Origin of the sequence: Trinickia dinghuensis, from assembly GCF_003367175.1 — a bacterium.
In the GTDB taxonomy this organism is placed as follows: Bacteria; Pseudomonadota; Gammaproteobacteria; order Burkholderiales; family Burkholderiaceae; genus Trinickia; species Trinickia dinghuensis.
Genome location: NZ_QRGA01000005.1, coordinates 87,278 through 101,905 on the forward strand (window position 1 = coordinate 87,278; position 14,628 = coordinate 101,905).

18 protein-coding genes are annotated in these 14,628 nt (G+C 61.2%); all 18 read right to left on the reverse strand.

Annotated features, from left to right (window positions below; translation table 11 throughout):
* Positions 1-24 precede the first annotated feature (24 nt).
* Positions 25-1,032 (reverse strand): 2-dehydropantoate 2-reductase, encoded by a 1,008-nt coding sequence (locus DWV00_RS08530; RefSeq protein WP_245964788.1) that lies wholly within the window; start codon positions 1,030-1,032, stop codon positions 25-27.
* Between the two features lie 4 nt (positions 1,033-1,036).
* Positions 1,037-1,768 carry a class II aldolase/adducin family protein gene (locus DWV00_RS08535; protein ID WP_115533139.1) on the reverse strand — a complete coding sequence of 244 codons (732 nt, stop codon included), beginning with the start codon at positions 1,766-1,768 and terminating at the stop codon, positions 1,037-1,039.
* A gap of 305 nt (positions 1,769-2,073) precedes the next feature.
* Positions 2,074-3,315, reverse strand: coding sequence for an Arm DNA-binding domain-containing protein (locus DWV00_RS08540; protein ID WP_115533140.1), 1,242 nt, complete (start codon positions 3,313-3,315; stop codon positions 2,074-2,076).
* Between the two features lie 168 nt (positions 3,316-3,483).
* Positions 3,484-3,723: a hypothetical protein gene (locus DWV00_RS08545; protein ID WP_115533141.1), complete on the reverse strand. Its 240-nt coding sequence runs from the start codon at positions 3,721-3,723 to the stop codon at positions 3,484-3,486.
* Positions 3,720-4,190 (reverse strand): ASCH domain-containing protein, encoded by a 471-nt coding sequence (locus tag DWV00_RS08550; RefSeq protein WP_115533142.1) that lies wholly within the window; start codon positions 4,188-4,190, stop codon positions 3,720-3,722. The genes DWV00_RS08545 and DWV00_RS08550 overlap by 4 nt, the downstream gene beginning before the upstream one ends.
* Entirely contained in the window at positions 4,187-4,945 is a 759-nt protein-coding gene (locus tag DWV00_RS08555; protein ID WP_115533143.1) for a hypothetical protein, read from the reverse strand. Before DWV00_RS08555 ends, DWV00_RS08550 begins: the two co-directional genes overlap by 4 nt.
* Positions 4,942-6,309 carry an RNA-directed DNA polymerase gene (locus tag DWV00_RS08560; protein WP_342766967.1) on the reverse strand — a complete coding sequence of 456 codons (1,368 nt, stop codon included), beginning with the start codon at positions 6,307-6,309 and terminating at the stop codon, positions 4,942-4,944. Before DWV00_RS08560 ends, DWV00_RS08555 begins: the two co-directional genes overlap by 4 nt.
* Positions 6,284-6,664 carry a four helix bundle protein gene (locus tag DWV00_RS08565; protein ID WP_115533145.1) on the reverse strand — a complete coding sequence of 127 codons (381 nt, stop codon included), beginning with the start codon at positions 6,662-6,664 and terminating at the stop codon, positions 6,284-6,286. The genes DWV00_RS08560 and DWV00_RS08565 overlap by 26 nt, the downstream gene beginning before the upstream one ends.
* 14 nt (positions 6,665-6,678) lie before the next feature.
* Positions 6,679-7,170, reverse strand: coding sequence for a DUF1566 domain-containing protein (locus DWV00_RS08570; RefSeq protein WP_115533146.1), 492 nt, complete (start codon positions 7,168-7,170; stop codon positions 6,679-6,681).
* 55 nt (positions 7,171-7,225) lie between these two features.
* On the reverse strand, positions 7,226-7,588 hold the full coding sequence (locus DWV00_RS08575; RefSeq protein WP_115533147.1) for a DUF1566 domain-containing protein: 363 nt from the start codon (positions 7,586-7,588) through the stop codon (positions 7,226-7,228).
* Positions 7,589-7,618: 30 nt separating this feature from the next.
* The gene (locus DWV00_RS08580) at positions 7,619-7,939 is read right to left on the reverse strand and encodes a hypothetical protein (protein ID WP_115533148.1); all 321 of its coding nucleotides are present in this window, start codon (positions 7,937-7,939) and stop codon (positions 7,619-7,621) included.
* The gene (locus DWV00_RS08585; RefSeq protein WP_115533149.1) at positions 7,936-10,275 is read right to left on the reverse strand and encodes a hypothetical protein; all 2,340 of its coding nucleotides are present in this window, start codon (positions 10,273-10,275) and stop codon (positions 7,936-7,938) included. Before DWV00_RS08585 ends, DWV00_RS08580 begins: the two co-directional genes overlap by 4 nt.
* Positions 10,259-11,227, reverse strand: a complete 969-nt coding sequence (locus DWV00_RS08590) for a hypothetical protein (RefSeq protein ID WP_147297854.1) — start codon at positions 11,225-11,227, stop codon at positions 10,259-10,261. The genes DWV00_RS08585 and DWV00_RS08590 overlap by 17 nt, the downstream gene beginning before the upstream one ends.
* Positions 11,152-11,886 (reverse strand): PRTRC system ThiF family protein, encoded by a 735-nt coding sequence (locus DWV00_RS08595; protein WP_115533151.1) that lies wholly within the window; start codon positions 11,884-11,886, stop codon positions 11,152-11,154. Before DWV00_RS08595 ends, DWV00_RS08590 begins: the two co-directional genes overlap by 76 nt.
* The gene (locus DWV00_RS08600; RefSeq protein ID WP_115533152.1) at positions 11,887-12,678 is read right to left on the reverse strand and encodes a PRTRC system protein A; all 792 of its coding nucleotides are present in this window, start codon (positions 12,676-12,678) and stop codon (positions 11,887-11,889) included.
* Between the two features lies 1 nt (position 12,679).
* Complete coding sequence (locus DWV00_RS08605; RefSeq protein ID WP_115533153.1) at positions 12,680-13,393, reverse strand: PRTRC system protein B; 714 nt, start codon at positions 13,391-13,393, stop codon at positions 12,680-12,682.
* Positions 13,390-14,442 carry a PRTRC system protein F gene (locus DWV00_RS08610; protein WP_115533154.1) on the reverse strand — a complete coding sequence of 351 codons (1,053 nt, stop codon included), beginning with the start codon at positions 14,440-14,442 and terminating at the stop codon, positions 13,390-13,392. Before DWV00_RS08610 ends, DWV00_RS08605 begins: the two co-directional genes overlap by 4 nt.
* Positions 14,439-14,621, reverse strand: a complete 183-nt coding sequence (locus tag DWV00_RS08615; protein ID WP_115533155.1) for a hypothetical protein — start codon at positions 14,619-14,621, stop codon at positions 14,439-14,441. Before DWV00_RS08615 ends, DWV00_RS08610 begins: the two co-directional genes overlap by 4 nt.
* Positions 14,622-14,628 lie beyond the last annotated feature (7 nt).

Sequence of the window (14,628 nt, forward strand, 5' to 3'; positions counted from 1 at the left end):
GGCGCCGAGCCGGGCCTTCGACATTCAAAGCCCGCTGTTTGCCGCGCGCTGACGCAATAGACCGAGCATGGCATCGCAGAACGGCGTGGGCACGCCGACCCTGCGACCGAGTTCGGGAAACACGCCGAGGATAGGATCGATTTCGAGCGGGCGTCCCGCTTCGAAGTCTTGCAGCATCGACGTCTTGAACGCACCGAGTTCGCGCGTGACGGCCATCCGTTGCGGTGGCGACATGCCCGTCGAAAGACCGAGACGCTGTCCGACCGCGTCGGCTTCTTCCATCATCCGCAAGGCGAGCGCATGTGTGAACGGATCGTCGAGCAGGCGATCGGCCGTCGAGCCCGTGAGCGCACTGAGCGGATTCATGTTCATGTTGCCCCAGAGCTTGGCCCAAATGTCGGCGCGGATATGATCGGCTGCGGCGGCATCGAAGCCGCCTTGCGTCAGCGCATGAGCGAACGCGCGCGCCGCATCGGTGTATTGCGCGTGAGCAGCGCCGACGATGAGACGATTGCCGCGTCCGCGTTTTACGACGCCGGGCTCGACGGTCGAGGACGACAGATGGACGACACAGCCGATCGAACGCTCGGCGGGCAGGACGGCGGATACGCGGCCGCCCGGATCGACGGCTTCGAGGCGTGCGTTGTCCGCTTGTCCCGGCAGGCCTTGCAGAAACCACCAAGGCAATCCGTTCATGGCGCTGACGACGAGCGTGCCGGGTCCGATCATCGGACGCAGCGATTCGGCGAGCGAGGGCAGCGCTTGCGCTTTGAGCGCGATCACGACGATGTCTTGCTCGCCGAGGGTTGCCGCGTCGTCGCTGGCCTGCACCTGCACGATATCGGCCGGTGCATCGCCCGCGAGGATGCGGATCCCGTGAGTCCGGATCGCGGCGAGCGTATTGCCGCGCGCTAGCACCGACACGTGGTGGCCGGCGCGAGAGAGCGCGGCGGCCAGCAGCGAGCCGATCGCCCCGGCACCGACGACGGCGGTACGCATCGCCCGAGCGTTACCCTGATCTTCGACGTTCATGCCGCTACTCCTTGTATGACGGATCGATTTTGTCGACTTGACGCAGCAGGGCGTCGAGGACGTCTTGACCGGCGCCGTAGGACGGATCGAACTGCAGCGAATCGCGAGTGCAGCGCGCGGCGATCTCCGGTGCGATGGGGCGCGCGCGGCCGAGCGCGGCGGTAGCGACTTGGACCTCGCAGGCGCGATTCAATGTCCAAAGACGAGCGAATGCCTGCGCGACCGTCACGCCGACGGAAAGCAAACCGTGGTTGCGCAAAATCAGGAGCCGCTTCTCGCCGAGATTGGCGACGAGCCTCGGCCCTTCGTCGGCCCGCACGGTGATGCCTTCGAAGTCGTGATAGGCGACCATGCCGTCGAGCTGTGCCGAGTAGAAGTTCGAGTTCTCCAGACCGTGTTCCGAACAGGCGACGGCGAGCCCCGCCGTCGTATGCGTGTGCATCACGCAGTGGGCGTCGGGCAGGGCACGATGGATCGCGGCGTGTACGACGTATCCGGCAGGGTTCACGCGGTGAGCGGACGCATCGACGGCGTTGCCGTCGAGATCGATCTTGACGAGATTCGAGGCGGTGACTTCAGTGTAGTGAAGCCCGAAAGGATTGATGAGGAAGTGCGTGTCCGGACCCGGGACGCGCAGCGTGATGTGGTTGTAGATCAGCTCGGTCCAGCCGAGCATGGCGAAGATGCGATAGGTGCCCGCCAATTGAATGCGCAGCGCGCGTTCGGTGTCGTTCATGATCGTCTCCTAGGCGCGATCGTCGCACATCGGCGATCGTCGCACACGGGTTCAGGTTCAATGCAGCATAGTTCAAACTGGTTGTGTGCGCAACCAATTAAAAAATGCGAACGCGGGGTGCGGCGACATGGCGGGGCACCGGAGGCTTCGATACTGTCCTTGGGTTTGCGGACCGCAGCGGGCGAGAACGGCACACGGCCGGCAAGGGGCTGCGTTTGGCGGCCCGTTACCGGAGATGTGTCTTGCGGAACAAATGAAAAAGATGGTGCGAGGAGCGGGACTCGAACCCGCACAAAACCTAGGATTTAAGCGGCTCCGGCATCCGATGCTGGCAAATTGCTGTCAAATCCTTCGGCGAAGCGCGCGACGGCGCGCTCGCCCGCATGAGGGTCCGCCGTAGGCATCCAGCGCCCATAGTTGCGCCGGATCGGCGCCGTGCTGGCATGCCCCATCTGCTTGGCTACCCACATCTCACTTTCGCCCGCCGAGAGCATCATGGACGCGTACGTGTGCCGCGTCTGGTACGGATTGCGGTAGCGCACCTTCGCGTTCTTGAGCGTCGTTCCCCACACCTTCCAGATCTGATTGTCGCCCTTCCAGCGGCCGCCGCCGCGCCCCCGCCACCCCGGGTTATGGAATATCGCGCCGTCCGGCTGCAGGAGCGTATGTGCCTTTTGGGCATTTAGCGCTGCGAGCGCCGGCGCGAGCAGCTTGACGTCACGTCGGCCCGCGATCGTCTTCGTATCCTCCGTCGTGCCCTTGGAGGCCCGCGTCATGGCTTTGCGCACGCGTATCGTGCCGTGGTGCCAGTCGACGTCGTCCCAATTCAGGGCGATGACCTCGCTAGTGCGCAACCCCGTCCAAAACAGGAATTGAAAGAGATTCGCAAGCTGAGGCGCACGCGCCTTCCGGATGATCGCGGCCTGCTCGGATGCGTCGAACGGGTCGGCATGATCCTCTTCGCGAGGTGCCTCGTTGCGCTCGAAGGTAAAGCCGGCGAGCGGATTTGCCTCGAGCAGCTCGTCGTCGACGGCGTCCTGCAGCGCCGAGCGGGCGCAGCTCTGGATATTGGCCAGACGCTTGTTCGTCACGCGCACCGGATTGTTGGACTTGTCCTTGCGGCCGTCGTCGATCGAGGCGAGCCATTCCTTGAAGTGCGGCCGCTTGAGCTCTGACAGCCGCAGCTTACCGAAACGCGGAATCAGCAGACGAAAGACGATGCCGTAGTAATCCCGATAGGTGCTCGCGGCGATCTGCGTCTTTTTGACGTCGAGCCAGCGCTCGAGGTAATCGCCGACGAGCTGCACGTCGCCGGGCTGCCCGGCGAAGCGCGCAAGGTTCTTGGAGTTCGGAAATGTCGTCGCATAATCGAACGTCCCAATCTCAATTTCAGCGAGCAAGCGCTGCCGGAACTTGGTCAGGTCTTTAGTATTGGCAGCACAAGGGCGGGCCTTGACCCTCTCGCGGCACCGGACGCCCTTGTAGGTGAAGGCGATTTCGTAGCTGGAGTCCGAGATGGCCGTGACTCCGGTCCCTTTTCTACCCATAAGTCGTATGCCTCAAGATCCATGAGGATTTTCTTGGTGCCTGGCTCGTACTTCCAGACGCTGCCCTCCGGCCAGACACCTTTGCACTTCCGCGTATAGACGGCGGCGGCCGATAGGCCGGTCAGCTCGCAGAACTTTTTGATGGTCACGAAGCGTACCATGGCGACCTCACAGCTTTACCGCGGCGAACTTCGTCGTGACAGCCACATCGGTCGTGTGGTGGTATTGCAGGACGATCCGCAAACCATGTCCGATGTCTAGCGTACGTCCGCGCTCGTTCGCCTCGTTTAGTGGCCGGCAATGCATCGATGTGCCGAGCTCGCTCACGATGATCGCGAGCAGCTCGGGAACGTCTTGCAGTTCATGCAGGAAATCGTGATTGATCTCGATGAGGGTGCGTGTGCTCATGCGATCGCTCCGAGTTCGTGCATTTGACGAAGTTGCGTGGCCACCTCCGCCGGGACGTTAAAGAAACCGAGCATTCCCTTGCATTCGACGAAAGGGAGCGGCCGCGCGTTGACGATATGGAAGCCAAACTGGCTCCCCATGTGCCAGGGCGACGAATGCGCACCCGGAGGCATGCAGTCGTCGATCGTAGCTGCGCCGACGATGCCGCCGCGCTCGAGGCGATCGCGCGCGGGAAAGACGATCTGCGGCGCGATGTGAAGTGCCGTGGCGTGCGCTTCGTCGTATTCGTCACGCGTCATTCCTTTGCCGGCGTGAATCAGTACGCGCCCGTGGAATCGGGTCGGCCAGGTGCGGTTTTCGATGTCCTTCAACTCGCCGGCGGCGATCGCAGCGGCGCGTGCCGCTCCGGCGAGATCTGGCCGCACTATCAGCCACGCCCATGGCTGGCGGATGGAAAGGGCTTTCACGGTTTGGCGACCTCGGGTGCGGCGGCGAAGATCTCGAGCGCTTCGTCGCAGTTTTTGAGAAGTCTTTCGGCATGCGCGCGAAGATCCTTGACACCGCCGTATGTCTGACAAACGCCGAGCTGCATGACGGCCCGAACGGCGCGACCGATGTGCTCGTCGTTCCATGAATTGATCTTCACGCCGGTGATGCCCTCGATTTCCTCGACGGATTTTTTCAGCTCAGCGTAGTGCCGCGTGCGGAATTCGATCTCTCGGTTGATGCGGGACTCATCGCCCTCGCGCTGACGCGTGACTTCGGCCGCGACTGCGGCGCCAACTTCGCCGGCGTCGAGCTCGCTCGCGCGCCGGAGCATCGCGGCGACGAACTCACGAGTCACTGGCTTCGACGTCAGCTTCGGCGCGGCGACGATTTGTCGGATCTTCCCCGCTGCTTGCGCCTCGAAGTGTCCCCAGGTTGGTGGCAATTCACCCGGCGCGATCGTGGCGGCGGGTGCGACGATCCACCATCGATCACAGTACTGCTGCACGGGCGCCGACTTCTCCGGGTTTTTCAGCTCGCGTAGCCAGTCAGATCGGCTCACTTTGATCTCGAAACCGTGGATCTCGAGCCCGCGAGAGGGGAAGAGATTAATGGCGATGGCATCGGCCCATCGTCGTTGACGCGCGCCAGTAGCGTCAGCCACTTCGAAAAACATGGCCCATTCCGGACCGCAGAACCGGGCGCGGAGCGCCGCCTTGACGTCGCATGTCTTCATGCCTTACCTCGGAAGGTCTTGGTGAGGTTGAAATCAACCGATCGGCCGAGTGAGCGAATCACATTCGCAAGCCGAGCTCGATCGTTATGACTGGCTGACGCCTGTCGCATCAGTCCGAAATAGGAGTTCGCAACCTGCATGAGATCTGCGGGTTCCGTCTCACGAACGCGTCGCAGCGCGTCGTTGCGTGTTCGTTTCCGAGTCGAGCGGTGCCATGGCTTGATGACTTGTCCAACGAAGTCGATGCCACGCTCGATAGGCTGCAGGATGGTTTTGCGAGGATTCAGGTGCACGCCGAGGTGCCGTGGCAGGAATGCCGTCACCTCGGCCAAAATCTCGTTCAGGCGTCGCGGAGATTCGTCGAGGAAGAGAAAGTCGTCGACATAGCGGATGTAATGGCGAACCAGCAGTTCGTGCTTCACGAACTGGTCGAGAACGTTCAGCAAGACATTCGCGCCGAACTGGCTGATCAAGTTGCCGATCGGGAGACCAAGGCTCGCCGGCTGCTCGAGCAACCGCTTGTGCGGCGGCACGAGAGCCATGAGCCCAGGGTCGCCGAGATATGTGAAATCGCCGCGTGGGTCGTGCATCAGCACGATCTCGGTCAGCCATCGCCAAAACGGCTCGTCGATCTTCTCGAGGAAGAGCTCGAGCAGAAGAGGCTTCTTGATGCTGACGAAGAAGTTCGCCAGGTCGCATTTCAAGTAAAAAGCCGGCCGCGACCAATTTTGCGTAATCGATCTAACCTTCGATTCGAGGCGCTGCGCGGCATACAGCGTCCCGCGGCCCTTGATGCACGCGCACGAATCTGCGATGAACGTGCGCTCGAATCGCGCACCGATCCGGTTGTAGACCATGTGCTGCACGACGCGATCGGGGAAGCCGGCGGCCCAAACTTCGCGCGGCTTCGGTCGCGTGATGACGAAGCATCGCGACGGTCCCGGCCTGTAAGCGCCACTGGCCAGCTCTTCATGCAATCGCATCAGGTTGCGTTCGAGATCCACCTCGAACGCGAGTGCACTCACCGTATTGCGCTTCGTGCGCCGGCAGTCATGGTAGGCCGTGACGAGTTCGGCGCCTGAGAATCCATCCTGCTCTTCGTTTCGATCTGCGGACGACCACGGCGCAGAGCGACGCGCTCTTGTGGTTGTTGTTCTGGTTGCCGTTGTTGAAGTTCTGATACCGCGCGTAGGCGGAACCATCGTGCTATCTACGTCGCCCGGCCGATCGCTCAGCCGAGAAACTGCGCTGGACCGCGCCGCACGCTGGCGGTCGGTATCCTCATTGCGCATGGCGGTGGCCTCGTGAGCCAGCGGCACGACCAGATTGAAACGGCGCTCAGTCATGGCGGCCTTGACCTCCATGCGACGGGCGCTTGACGGATGATGACTTTCTCCACCCGGAGGCCTGCTTGCCGATGCTCTGCGTGAGCAAGATCGTGCCGTAGTACTGTCGCGGCGAGATCTTCTCATCATCCAAAGATAGGCGCAGGAACAGCTCGACCAGCTTCACCTTCTCGATCAACACCGAGAGGTGTGGCGCCTTGTCATCAGCGATGTTCGCACGATAGACCAAGATCAGCAGCTTGGCCGTTTCGCGGACGATTTCCTCGCCGATGAGGTGCTTGAACGGCCGCTTCATGTTCTCGACGATCTTCGTTACACGGGTAAAGAGGTCGTAACCCGTCTTGTAAATGTCGAGCTCGGTGTGGAGAGCCATGGCTTACTTAATGATTAAATAACCGAAGGAATGAATCTGCGGACGACCACGGCGCAGAGCGACGCGCTCTTGCGGTCGTCGCTCTGGAAGCCGTAGAAGAAGAACTGACACAGCGCGTAGGCGGAGTCGTCCGGGTATTCCTCGTCGAGCCAGAAGGCTCCGCTGTCCTTGAGCATATGGCGGAGGTTGGCACGCAACAGACTTCCTTCCTGGGCATCCGGGCGCTTGCCGCCGAGTTTCTCTGCGTGTTCGCCAGCCGCCTGCCAGTTCATATCCTCGTGGCTGACGGACATCAGGATTAGGTAATGGCTCAATGAACCGTCGTCGGCGAGCACCGGGCCGGCGCAGCGCTCGCTGGGCGCCATGGGAATTGTGACGGAGTCGAGGCGGAATTCAGTGGCCCTCGATTGCGCCTTGAATTGTTCTATCAGTTCGCTCATGTGCGCGTGATCAGCGCTGAGAGTTTGCTGCTTCGCCTCGATCTGTTCCAAGGTTACTGCGGTCATGGATGACTCCAAATATGGTTGGTGATTCGATCAGCTAAACGAATGACCGAATGAATTAATTTTTGAATCTGCGGACGACCACGGCGCAGAGCGACGCGCTCTTGAGGATGATGATCTGGAAACCGGTGAGGAAGTTCTGACACCGCGCGAAGGCGGAATCCCAGTCGACCGTCTCGTTCATCCAGTAAGTCTTGTCCTCACGGACAACCTTGGGATGTTTGAGGCGAATCACGGCATATTCGATCGCGTTGGCCAGATCGCAGTCGCGGGCCTTTGCCGCATCCATTTGCTGCTGCCAGCTGGCACCGTCATTGACGACATCGACGATCACGGTATGCTCGACGTCGCCGTTTGCATCAACGAAGCCGCCGAGGTAGATCTCGCCTTCGGCGAGCGGAGGCAATTTAATTTGCTGCATGTTTTCTCCAGTAAGAGGAACAGCGACTGCTCAATCGGATACACACGGTGCCGCGCTGGCGGTTTCCGCGGGTACGGTGAAATTCCGGTAATGCCGGATCATGCGAATCTTGATCAAGAACATGCAGGCCCAGCCGAATAGAGACGCCGCCGACCACCAGCGCCCGAGGACGCCGAAGAAGAACACGGTGTATAGGCAATGCAGCATATAGGGCCATTGTTCAAGATCGTTTAATGCGCGCGAGTCCTTGACGCGATACAGGGTCCGCAGCCCGAATAAGAAGGGGACCATCAGGGCGACTTCGAACATCGAGTTGAAGATGTCGAGGCCCGCAAGCATCTTCGGTGTCATCTATCGGCCTTGGGCGCTTTGGAATCGATGCATTCAACCTGGACGACGCCGTAGCCCTTTTCCTGCAGCTCTTTGAGCAGCTGCAGGCCGAGATCGATATAGTCGCCGGCACGCGCCTCGGCGGCGTTGCGACACGCTTCGCCCAAGCGCCACGCGACGACATTGTCAGATGGTTGATGCTTGTAGGTTAGGACTCTGAGCGCGCATAACCCCGGGTCGAGCGCCACATCTCGGAGGCTATAGCGCTCATCGAGCTCAACGGCCAGGAACGGATGGGTCTTGAAGCAAAGCTGCGCATAGGTCCGAAGCGCTGCGGCCGCGTAAGGGTCGTGCGTCATATCCAACACGAAGTGCTCGCAATCGGCGTGCTTTCTTCCGGGCGCGTCGCTCCCATCGAGCCGGCGCACGTCGTATTTTCGATAGAGACCCTGCTGCTCATCGGTCCTGGTCGCATCTCGCAAGGGCAACGCGTCTTGTGCGGGTACGTTCGGCTCAGCCGCCTGTGACGCTGCGGGGCCCGCGCTAAAAGGCTTCGGCGTATGGCCTTCTTCGTATTTCGTCACTTCGGGCCATGGAAGCTTGAAACGCGGCCGCAACAGGTCATAGCCAATACGGCGCAATGTATCGGCATGTTCTCCCTCCTGTTCGGGGGGATTCGCGTCCCAGCACATCGCGGCGTCGACGAAATCGAACGCCGCTCGGGCGTTCTGCAGGATTCGAAGATCGACGCCGCTACCGACGGCTCCCATCGCTAGGATGCCGCATAGCCAGTGCATCAAGGTATAGCCGATTTCAAACCTGTCCTCGCCGTAAACCAGACGAGCGGTGGGCTCCCCATCGCCTCGCGGCGGCACGTGAAGCGCGTGAATAAGCGACGCCCGGACCGTCGCCAGCGCCCCAGCAGCTTTCTTGTGTTGGACGAGTTCGCCAACGCGTTCAATGATTGCCTCGTCGCTCAGGTCCTCGGGGCAACCGAGCTCACCGATCAGGCGATAGCGCCAATCAGTGCCGGTGGCTGCCGTGCTGGCGGCGAGGGCATGGCGCGCGCGGCTTTGCGCCCAATCCGCGAACGACTCATCATCGTCAAAGTAGGCTTTGTCGAAGCGCTTCGCGTTGGCGATGTTGCGAAGCTCGGTAATCGCCGCGTGCGGACCGGGCTGGCCTGCCGATTCGGCTCGCTGCGCACGATATAGATCAACTTCAAGGCGCAGCACTTGCGCAGCCTTCTTTACGCGCTCGATGGCGTTCAGCGACTCATCTTCCTGCCGCATGTCTTCGCCGATGATGGTCGCATAGACCTCGGCAAGCGTTTCCGTCATGCGTTGCGCGATATACGCGTCCTCGCTCGGCGCTGCAGCCGGCGCAGCGGGGGCAGCGGCGAGCAATTCATCATGACTCGGCCCGATCAGTTCTTTCGGATCACCGCCAAAGTGCCGAATCACCTGACGCCACGTGTCGTCCAAGGTTCTGCGATGGACATTGACAAGGGGGCGCTCGCTGACCTCGGCATTCCAGCGCGCTACTGCCCAAGCGACAGTGCGAGATTGACTGTAGAGCAGGTCGGAGAGCGCATTCGTCGACTCGCCTTCGTCGTCGCTATAGCTGCCAGTCGATTGCAGGCGCTCGACGGCATGTCGCAACGCTTGCCATCCAGCGTCCTCGGGCACGCTCGCGCTGGGTTGCGGCGGCTGTGGGGCGGCGGCGATCATGTCCCGGTAAATCTGCTGTCTGGTCGGCCAATTAACGCTGAGCCGGTAGCTTGGGATTCGCATCTCGTCGGGCGGCTCGACCGGCACGATCTTCCATCCCTCCGCCACGCACGCTATATCCTGCGATCGCGTCGCTTCCTTCGGAGTAGGACTTGGCGGCGACATGCCCCGCATGCGACAAAGCGCGTCCTCTGCCAGCTCGGCCCTGGCGCGATCAACTGCTACGCGGAGATTGCGCGTGCGCTGTTTCTTAATTTCCTGCTCAGCTGCATATCGATCACGCCCGAACATCGCATAGGGACCGTCTTCGGTATCGTAAATATCGAACAACATCCAACCGCTGCCGGCGGGCGCTGTGGGGATCCATTCGGAGCAATCGTCGAGCTGTGCGTCGCACCAGCGATCGTGAAGAGCCGGCAGGTCGTATTCCATCGAAACGAACGAGGTTTCGATACCGAATGCATCCAGGAACTTGTCAATCTCAGTTCCTTCGTCACATACCGGCAACTCCGGATGGCTCAGCCAGCCCTGTTCGTCCCGGACGATATCGCGCGGCGCGAGCAGCTTCGCGCGAAGACCTTCGAGGCTGACAAATGGCTTCGCGCTGGCTTCATTCGGCTGTTGCATGATCGCCTCCTGCAGCTGCTTGCTTGATTCGTTGCTGCATCTCCCTCAGTTCGTCGCGGCCGATAGTCCACCAGTCGGCGCCGTGCTTGAGCACGAGCTTTACGAGCCAATGAAGAACGACGGCCTGCTCGTCCTCGGCTTTAGGCTTGATGACGGCGCCGGCGGCGACCATAACGTGCGCCACCGGGCCGCATTTGAAATTCGGCCAACCGAGTACTTCGCGCAGCTCGGGCGTGAGCTCGTCGGGGAAGGGCGCGGCCGCAGCGTCGCCCGATGCAATAGGCTCGGCCTCGTAGCTGCAGGTGGTGTCAAACGAATGATCGGGCCATTCGTTCCATGCATCGCATGCCTCGCAGTGCTCGCCGTCCGCGTCGGCGTGTTCTTGGCACCGCGCCGGCTGCTGCTCGAGATTCGTCTGCACCGTTTTATGAGTGACGGTGCCCGAAACGACGCTTTTAACTTCCTCGCTCCAGCCGTCGTCGAGGTAGGTTTGAATCGCGTCATGATGATGAGCGGCGCGCTCGGCATCGGTGGCGAACTCCTCGTAGCCGCCATCGTTGTCGTATACGAAATATCGGGTCGGAGGTGTAGATGCGCTGGCGCGGGCGGCGTGAGCCAGATGAACATAGTGATCGCGCTGCAGCATCCGAGCAGCTTCGCGCATGATCGCTGCGTCTTCATCCTCGAACTGGAGAGCCGCACGATTGAGCAACTTCTCGACGGTCTTCGCCGCATCGCCGGTCGGCTTGTAATAGCCATCGGCGAAGCGCTGAAGGGCAGCGAGGCTCCCGCTGACGCTCTGGTATTCCTGGGTCCCGATCTTGCCGTCCAGGACGACGGTAAGGCCCGCATCGCGAGCGACTTTGGTGATATCGATCATTGCTGACGCTCCGTTGGAACGAGAAGAGGCCTTACGTGACCGGTCTTTAGGTTGACGAACGCGCCGTGCCAAGTCAGCCGCCCGTGTCGAAAGAACTCCCATAGGATCCCGAGCGCGGGCGTCACGATCGCCTGATTGATGAACAATTCCTGCCGCTCGAGCGCCTCGGCGAGACCGCAACTCGGCGTGTCGTCCTCGGGCCGCGTGGTATCGATAAGCTCCGGCAGCACCTCATATGGCCACCGAAGGCGCGCGCCCGTGCCTTCGGTGGTGCCTGCGGTTCCGAACACCACCTGCCCGTCGCTAGCGCGGTTGCCGAGATCCATCAGATATGTCGATGTGCGCGATAACGCGGTGGCGAGCTTTGCACGCGCTTTCGCGCTGTCGACGCACATGATCGTGATCCCGGGCCCGACGTGAATCAGCTCGGAGGTACTCGCATAAATGGGTCGAGCAACCCAGTCGAGCCCAAAAAACGCATTGAGCCTATGCACGAGCACGATGCTTTTAAATTGCCCGACGTCGGCCGGGCTGAACATTTGGCGGCCAATATTCGCGTCGCTCACGGTATCCCCGTCGAACGCAGTGACGCGCAGGCCCGGGTGGCCAAGCGCGGTGAGCGCATGATTGAGGCGCGCGAGCCCGGTGAGCATTTGCGAACCATTACCGCCGCAACCGATGAGCGCGACATCGACGCGATGCTCCAGGAAGTGAGCGGGCGTAATGTGCATTTACGCGGGCTCCGCGGCCTTGAAGATCGCCTCGACGGGCACCTTCAGTGGGATGGTCAGACCGAGAACGCACAGGCGGAACGAAACGCTCGGCTTGTCGTCGGCACCGAGGCCGCCGAGAACGCCGGCGATCTTGACCTCGCCAGCGTCGTCCTTGTCGTCGGTCGCGCTAAAGAATGCTTCGCCGCGGCCATGGCTGTGCAGATCGATCGCAAGCGATTGATGCGGCGGCAACTCCGGGCGCTCGAACGAGATGGCGCCCGGCGAGGCGTTCATGATCTTCAGCGGCTTATATTCGAGCTTCTGTGCCTCCGAATTCCAAACGATCCATGCCGCGTGTTCATCCGGTGCCGCGACGCGGGCTTCCTCCGCGAAGGCCTGGATGATCGGGATCGCGACGCCGAGTCGGCCGAAGGTGAGTTCAATCTTCGGCATGATCAGCCCGTATGGCGGACGCGGCGCATTTTCGGGCAACTTGCTCAGCAGCTGGATCACGTGCAGCCACGGACGCCGAACCTCCACGAAAATTCCCTCTGCCGTTGCGAGGAAACGGTGACCAATCTCTTTCAAGGGCTCGAACGCCGCGTGCTTCGGCACGGCCAAGAGAGGCGCGCTGTCGAAGAGCGCCTCATCCAGCTGCAGCTTTTCATCGGCCGGATTCGCGGCAATCGCGCGTGGCTTCGCATTGCGTATTTCGTCGACTGCGCCGGCGGCGAATCTCTCGAGAGCCGCCGCGATGCCTTGCATGCCGGCTTTGGTCGCTTCCTGAAATTCAGCGAGCAGCTTTTCCATGTCAGTCCTCATTGGAAGTTTTGCCGATCGCCGTCGCGAGCGTTAGCTTCGCGTCGATCAGGCAGTTAAGGGGGAATTCGGCGCCGCCGAGAAGATCAAGCCACAGTTGAACGGCGCCACCCCGCCTGTGGATAAGTCGGTCGTGATTCGTGTGTGTGAAACGGCTTCGGAAAAATGCGTTCTCGTAGGGATCAATCGCGTCACCGCCGATAGCGTCGGGCAGCTCTACGTTGCCGACGCAGATCTCGCCGGATTTCCAGACGTTGAGATAGGGCGCGACATACAGCTTCGTGTTCGCGGCCGGGCGCTCGTTCGCGCGCAGCGCGAATACCGACCAATGTTTCTTTTTGACGATGAAAAGAAGCGGCGGGTGATTGCACTCGCCCGAGCGTTCGCCGATCTTGCCGTCGCATTTGAACCAAATCCGGCGCTTGGACGCCGGCGCCCACCATGCGAGGGTATTGGGTCCGAGGTAGACGGCGCGCTCGTGGATGAATCCGCGGAAACTGGTGCGTTGCGCCGCCAAATCAGCGAAATCCGCGAGCCCGTCGAGCGTTAAAGGGACGCCGGGCAGCAGCACCGGTCGGCCGTCGACGATTCGCGCGCCATGCTGCGTCACATACACATCGCCGGTGTTCTGCGCGAGATAGAGGAGCAGCGCGGCGTCGAGCACCAGCTCAGTGTCATCTGCGCAAAGGATTTCGACGCGGCTCATGCGAATACCCTCACGAGACTACGCTGTTCTTCATATTCATTCGAGCCGAGCAGATCCAGCACGCGCTCAGCGGCGCGGGCGAGCTTTGCTGTCGCGAGGATGCCTTGGAGCCATTTGGAAATGGAGAGGTCCGAAAGGTCGAGCGTGCTTACCGAGGCGGCTTCGATATAGTCGCCCTCGCATGCAAAATGCATGTAGTCATCGATAATTCGTCCGGTCGAATCGTGTTCATCCCACCGCACGATGAGCGTGAAGTCAAGCAGGTCAGCATAGAGATCGGGCGATGAAAGCTCCGGAAAGGGGCCGCAGAATGTCAGTACGGTCCACAGTTCGTCCATTGCCTGTACGACCGTGTTTGCGAAATGGTCGTAGCCGGAGACGCGATCGATCATGCGGCGGGGCAGCCGACGTTTCGGATGTGCCGCCCATTGCGGCATGGGGCCGAACATCTCCTTGCGGCTGACGAACTCGTGCTGATCGAGTAATTCCTTCTCTGTGCAGTCGTAACAGGCAGTCAGCTCCTCGATGGCGTCCTTCTCGTTGCCGTATCCTTGCCAATACACGTGCTGGCCGATCCCGATCGTGTCTCGCGTCGTGCATACCAGCGGGAGCATACCCAGGACATCATAGAGTGCCGAGAGAATCGTCTGCCCGAAGCCGCGCTGTAGGCCTTCGAGGTACTTCATCGCGCCCCCGATGGAGATCGTGCCGCAGCTGACAGGACCGCCCGTCGTATGGATGAATACAAATGCCTTTCCGTCCTCCGTCGAGAGGTCGCCATTCCAGCTTCGGCTGTATTGGTTCTGACCAATCCTCAGTTGCCAGTCGAACATCGACAGATCGCGCGTGATTTCCGCCCAATACCGCGAAAGCACGTCAGCGCACAGCGCGCCTTCGGATGTCGGCACCCGAACAATATCGCCGGCTTCGATAAGGCCGTTGTCGAGCAGCGCTTTCGCGAGCGGTCTCGTGAACGATTCCCGGCTCTGGATGACATAGCGCGCCGGGATCTCGGCGAGCGACGGCAAGGTGATCGGGTTAAAGCTCATGGAAGCACCGGCATCATGTTCTGGGGTAATCGCAGCCGCAGGCCGCGCTGGTGCGAGGTCGCGACTTCACGCAACTGCCGCGCCAGTTTCGAGCGGATCGCGCTCGCGTCGACCAATTGGGCAGAAGAGGTTCCCAATTGGTCTCGTTCGAGAGCGTCACGCAGTTCATCGAGCGTCATGGCGCGT

Bases quoted from the DNA above. Each gene is read 5' to 3' on its own strand.
- DWV00_RS08530 (WP_245964788.1), bottom strand. From the start codon at position 1,032: ATGAACGTCGAAGATCAGGGTAACGCTCGGGCGATGCGTACCGCCGTC.
- DWV00_RS08535 (WP_115533139.1), bottom strand. From the start codon at position 1,768: ATGAACGACACCGAACGCGCGCTGCGCATTCAATTGGCGGGCACCTAT.
- DWV00_RS08540 (WP_115533140.1), bottom strand. From the start codon at position 3,315: ATGGGTAGAAAAGGGACCGGAGTCACGGCCATCTCGGACTCCAGCTAC.
- DWV00_RS08545 (WP_115533141.1), bottom strand. From the start codon at position 3,723: ATGAGCACACGCACCCTCATCGAGATCAATCACGATTTCCTGCATGAA.
- DWV00_RS08555 (WP_115533143.1), bottom strand. From the start codon at position 4,945: ATGAAGACATGCGACGTCAAGGCGGCGCTCCGCGCCCGGTTCTGCGGT.
- DWV00_RS08560 (WP_342766967.1), bottom strand. From the start codon at position 6,309: ATGGAGGTCAAGGCCGCCATGACTGAGCGCCGTTTCAATCTGGTCGTG.
- DWV00_RS08565 (WP_115533145.1), bottom strand. From the start codon at position 6,664: ATGGCTCTCCACACCGAGCTCGACATTTACAAGACGGGTTACGACCTC.
- DWV00_RS08570 (WP_115533146.1), bottom strand. From the start codon at position 7,170: ATGACCGCAGTAACCTTGGAACAGATCGAGGCGAAGCAGCAAACTCTC.
- DWV00_RS08575 (WP_115533147.1), bottom strand. From the start codon at position 7,588: ATGCAGCAAATTAAATTGCCTCCGCTCGCCGAAGGCGAGATCTACCTC.
- DWV00_RS08580 (WP_115533148.1), bottom strand. From the start codon at position 7,939: ATGACACCGAAGATGCTTGCGGGCCTCGACATCTTCAACTCGATGTTC.
- DWV00_RS08585 (WP_115533149.1), bottom strand. From the start codon at position 10,275: ATGCAACAGCCGAATGAAGCCAGCGCGAAGCCATTTGTCAGCCTCGAA.
- DWV00_RS08595 (WP_115533151.1), bottom strand. From the start codon at position 11,886: ATGCACATTACGCCCGCTCACTTCCTGGAGCATCGCGTCGATGTCGCG.
- DWV00_RS08600 (WP_115533152.1), bottom strand. From the start codon at position 12,678: ATGGAAAAGCTGCTCGCTGAATTTCAGGAAGCGACCAAAGCCGGCATG.
- DWV00_RS08605 (WP_115533153.1), bottom strand. From the start codon at position 13,393: ATGAGCCGCGTCGAAATCCTTTGCGCAGATGACACTGAGCTGGTGCTC.
- DWV00_RS08610 (WP_115533154.1), bottom strand. From the start codon at position 14,442: ATGAGCTTTAACCCGATCACCTTGCCGTCGCTCGCCGAGATCCCGGCG.
- DWV00_RS08615 (WP_115533155.1), bottom strand. From the start codon at position 14,621: ATGACGCTCGATGAACTGCGTGACGCTCTCGAACGAGACCAATTGGGA.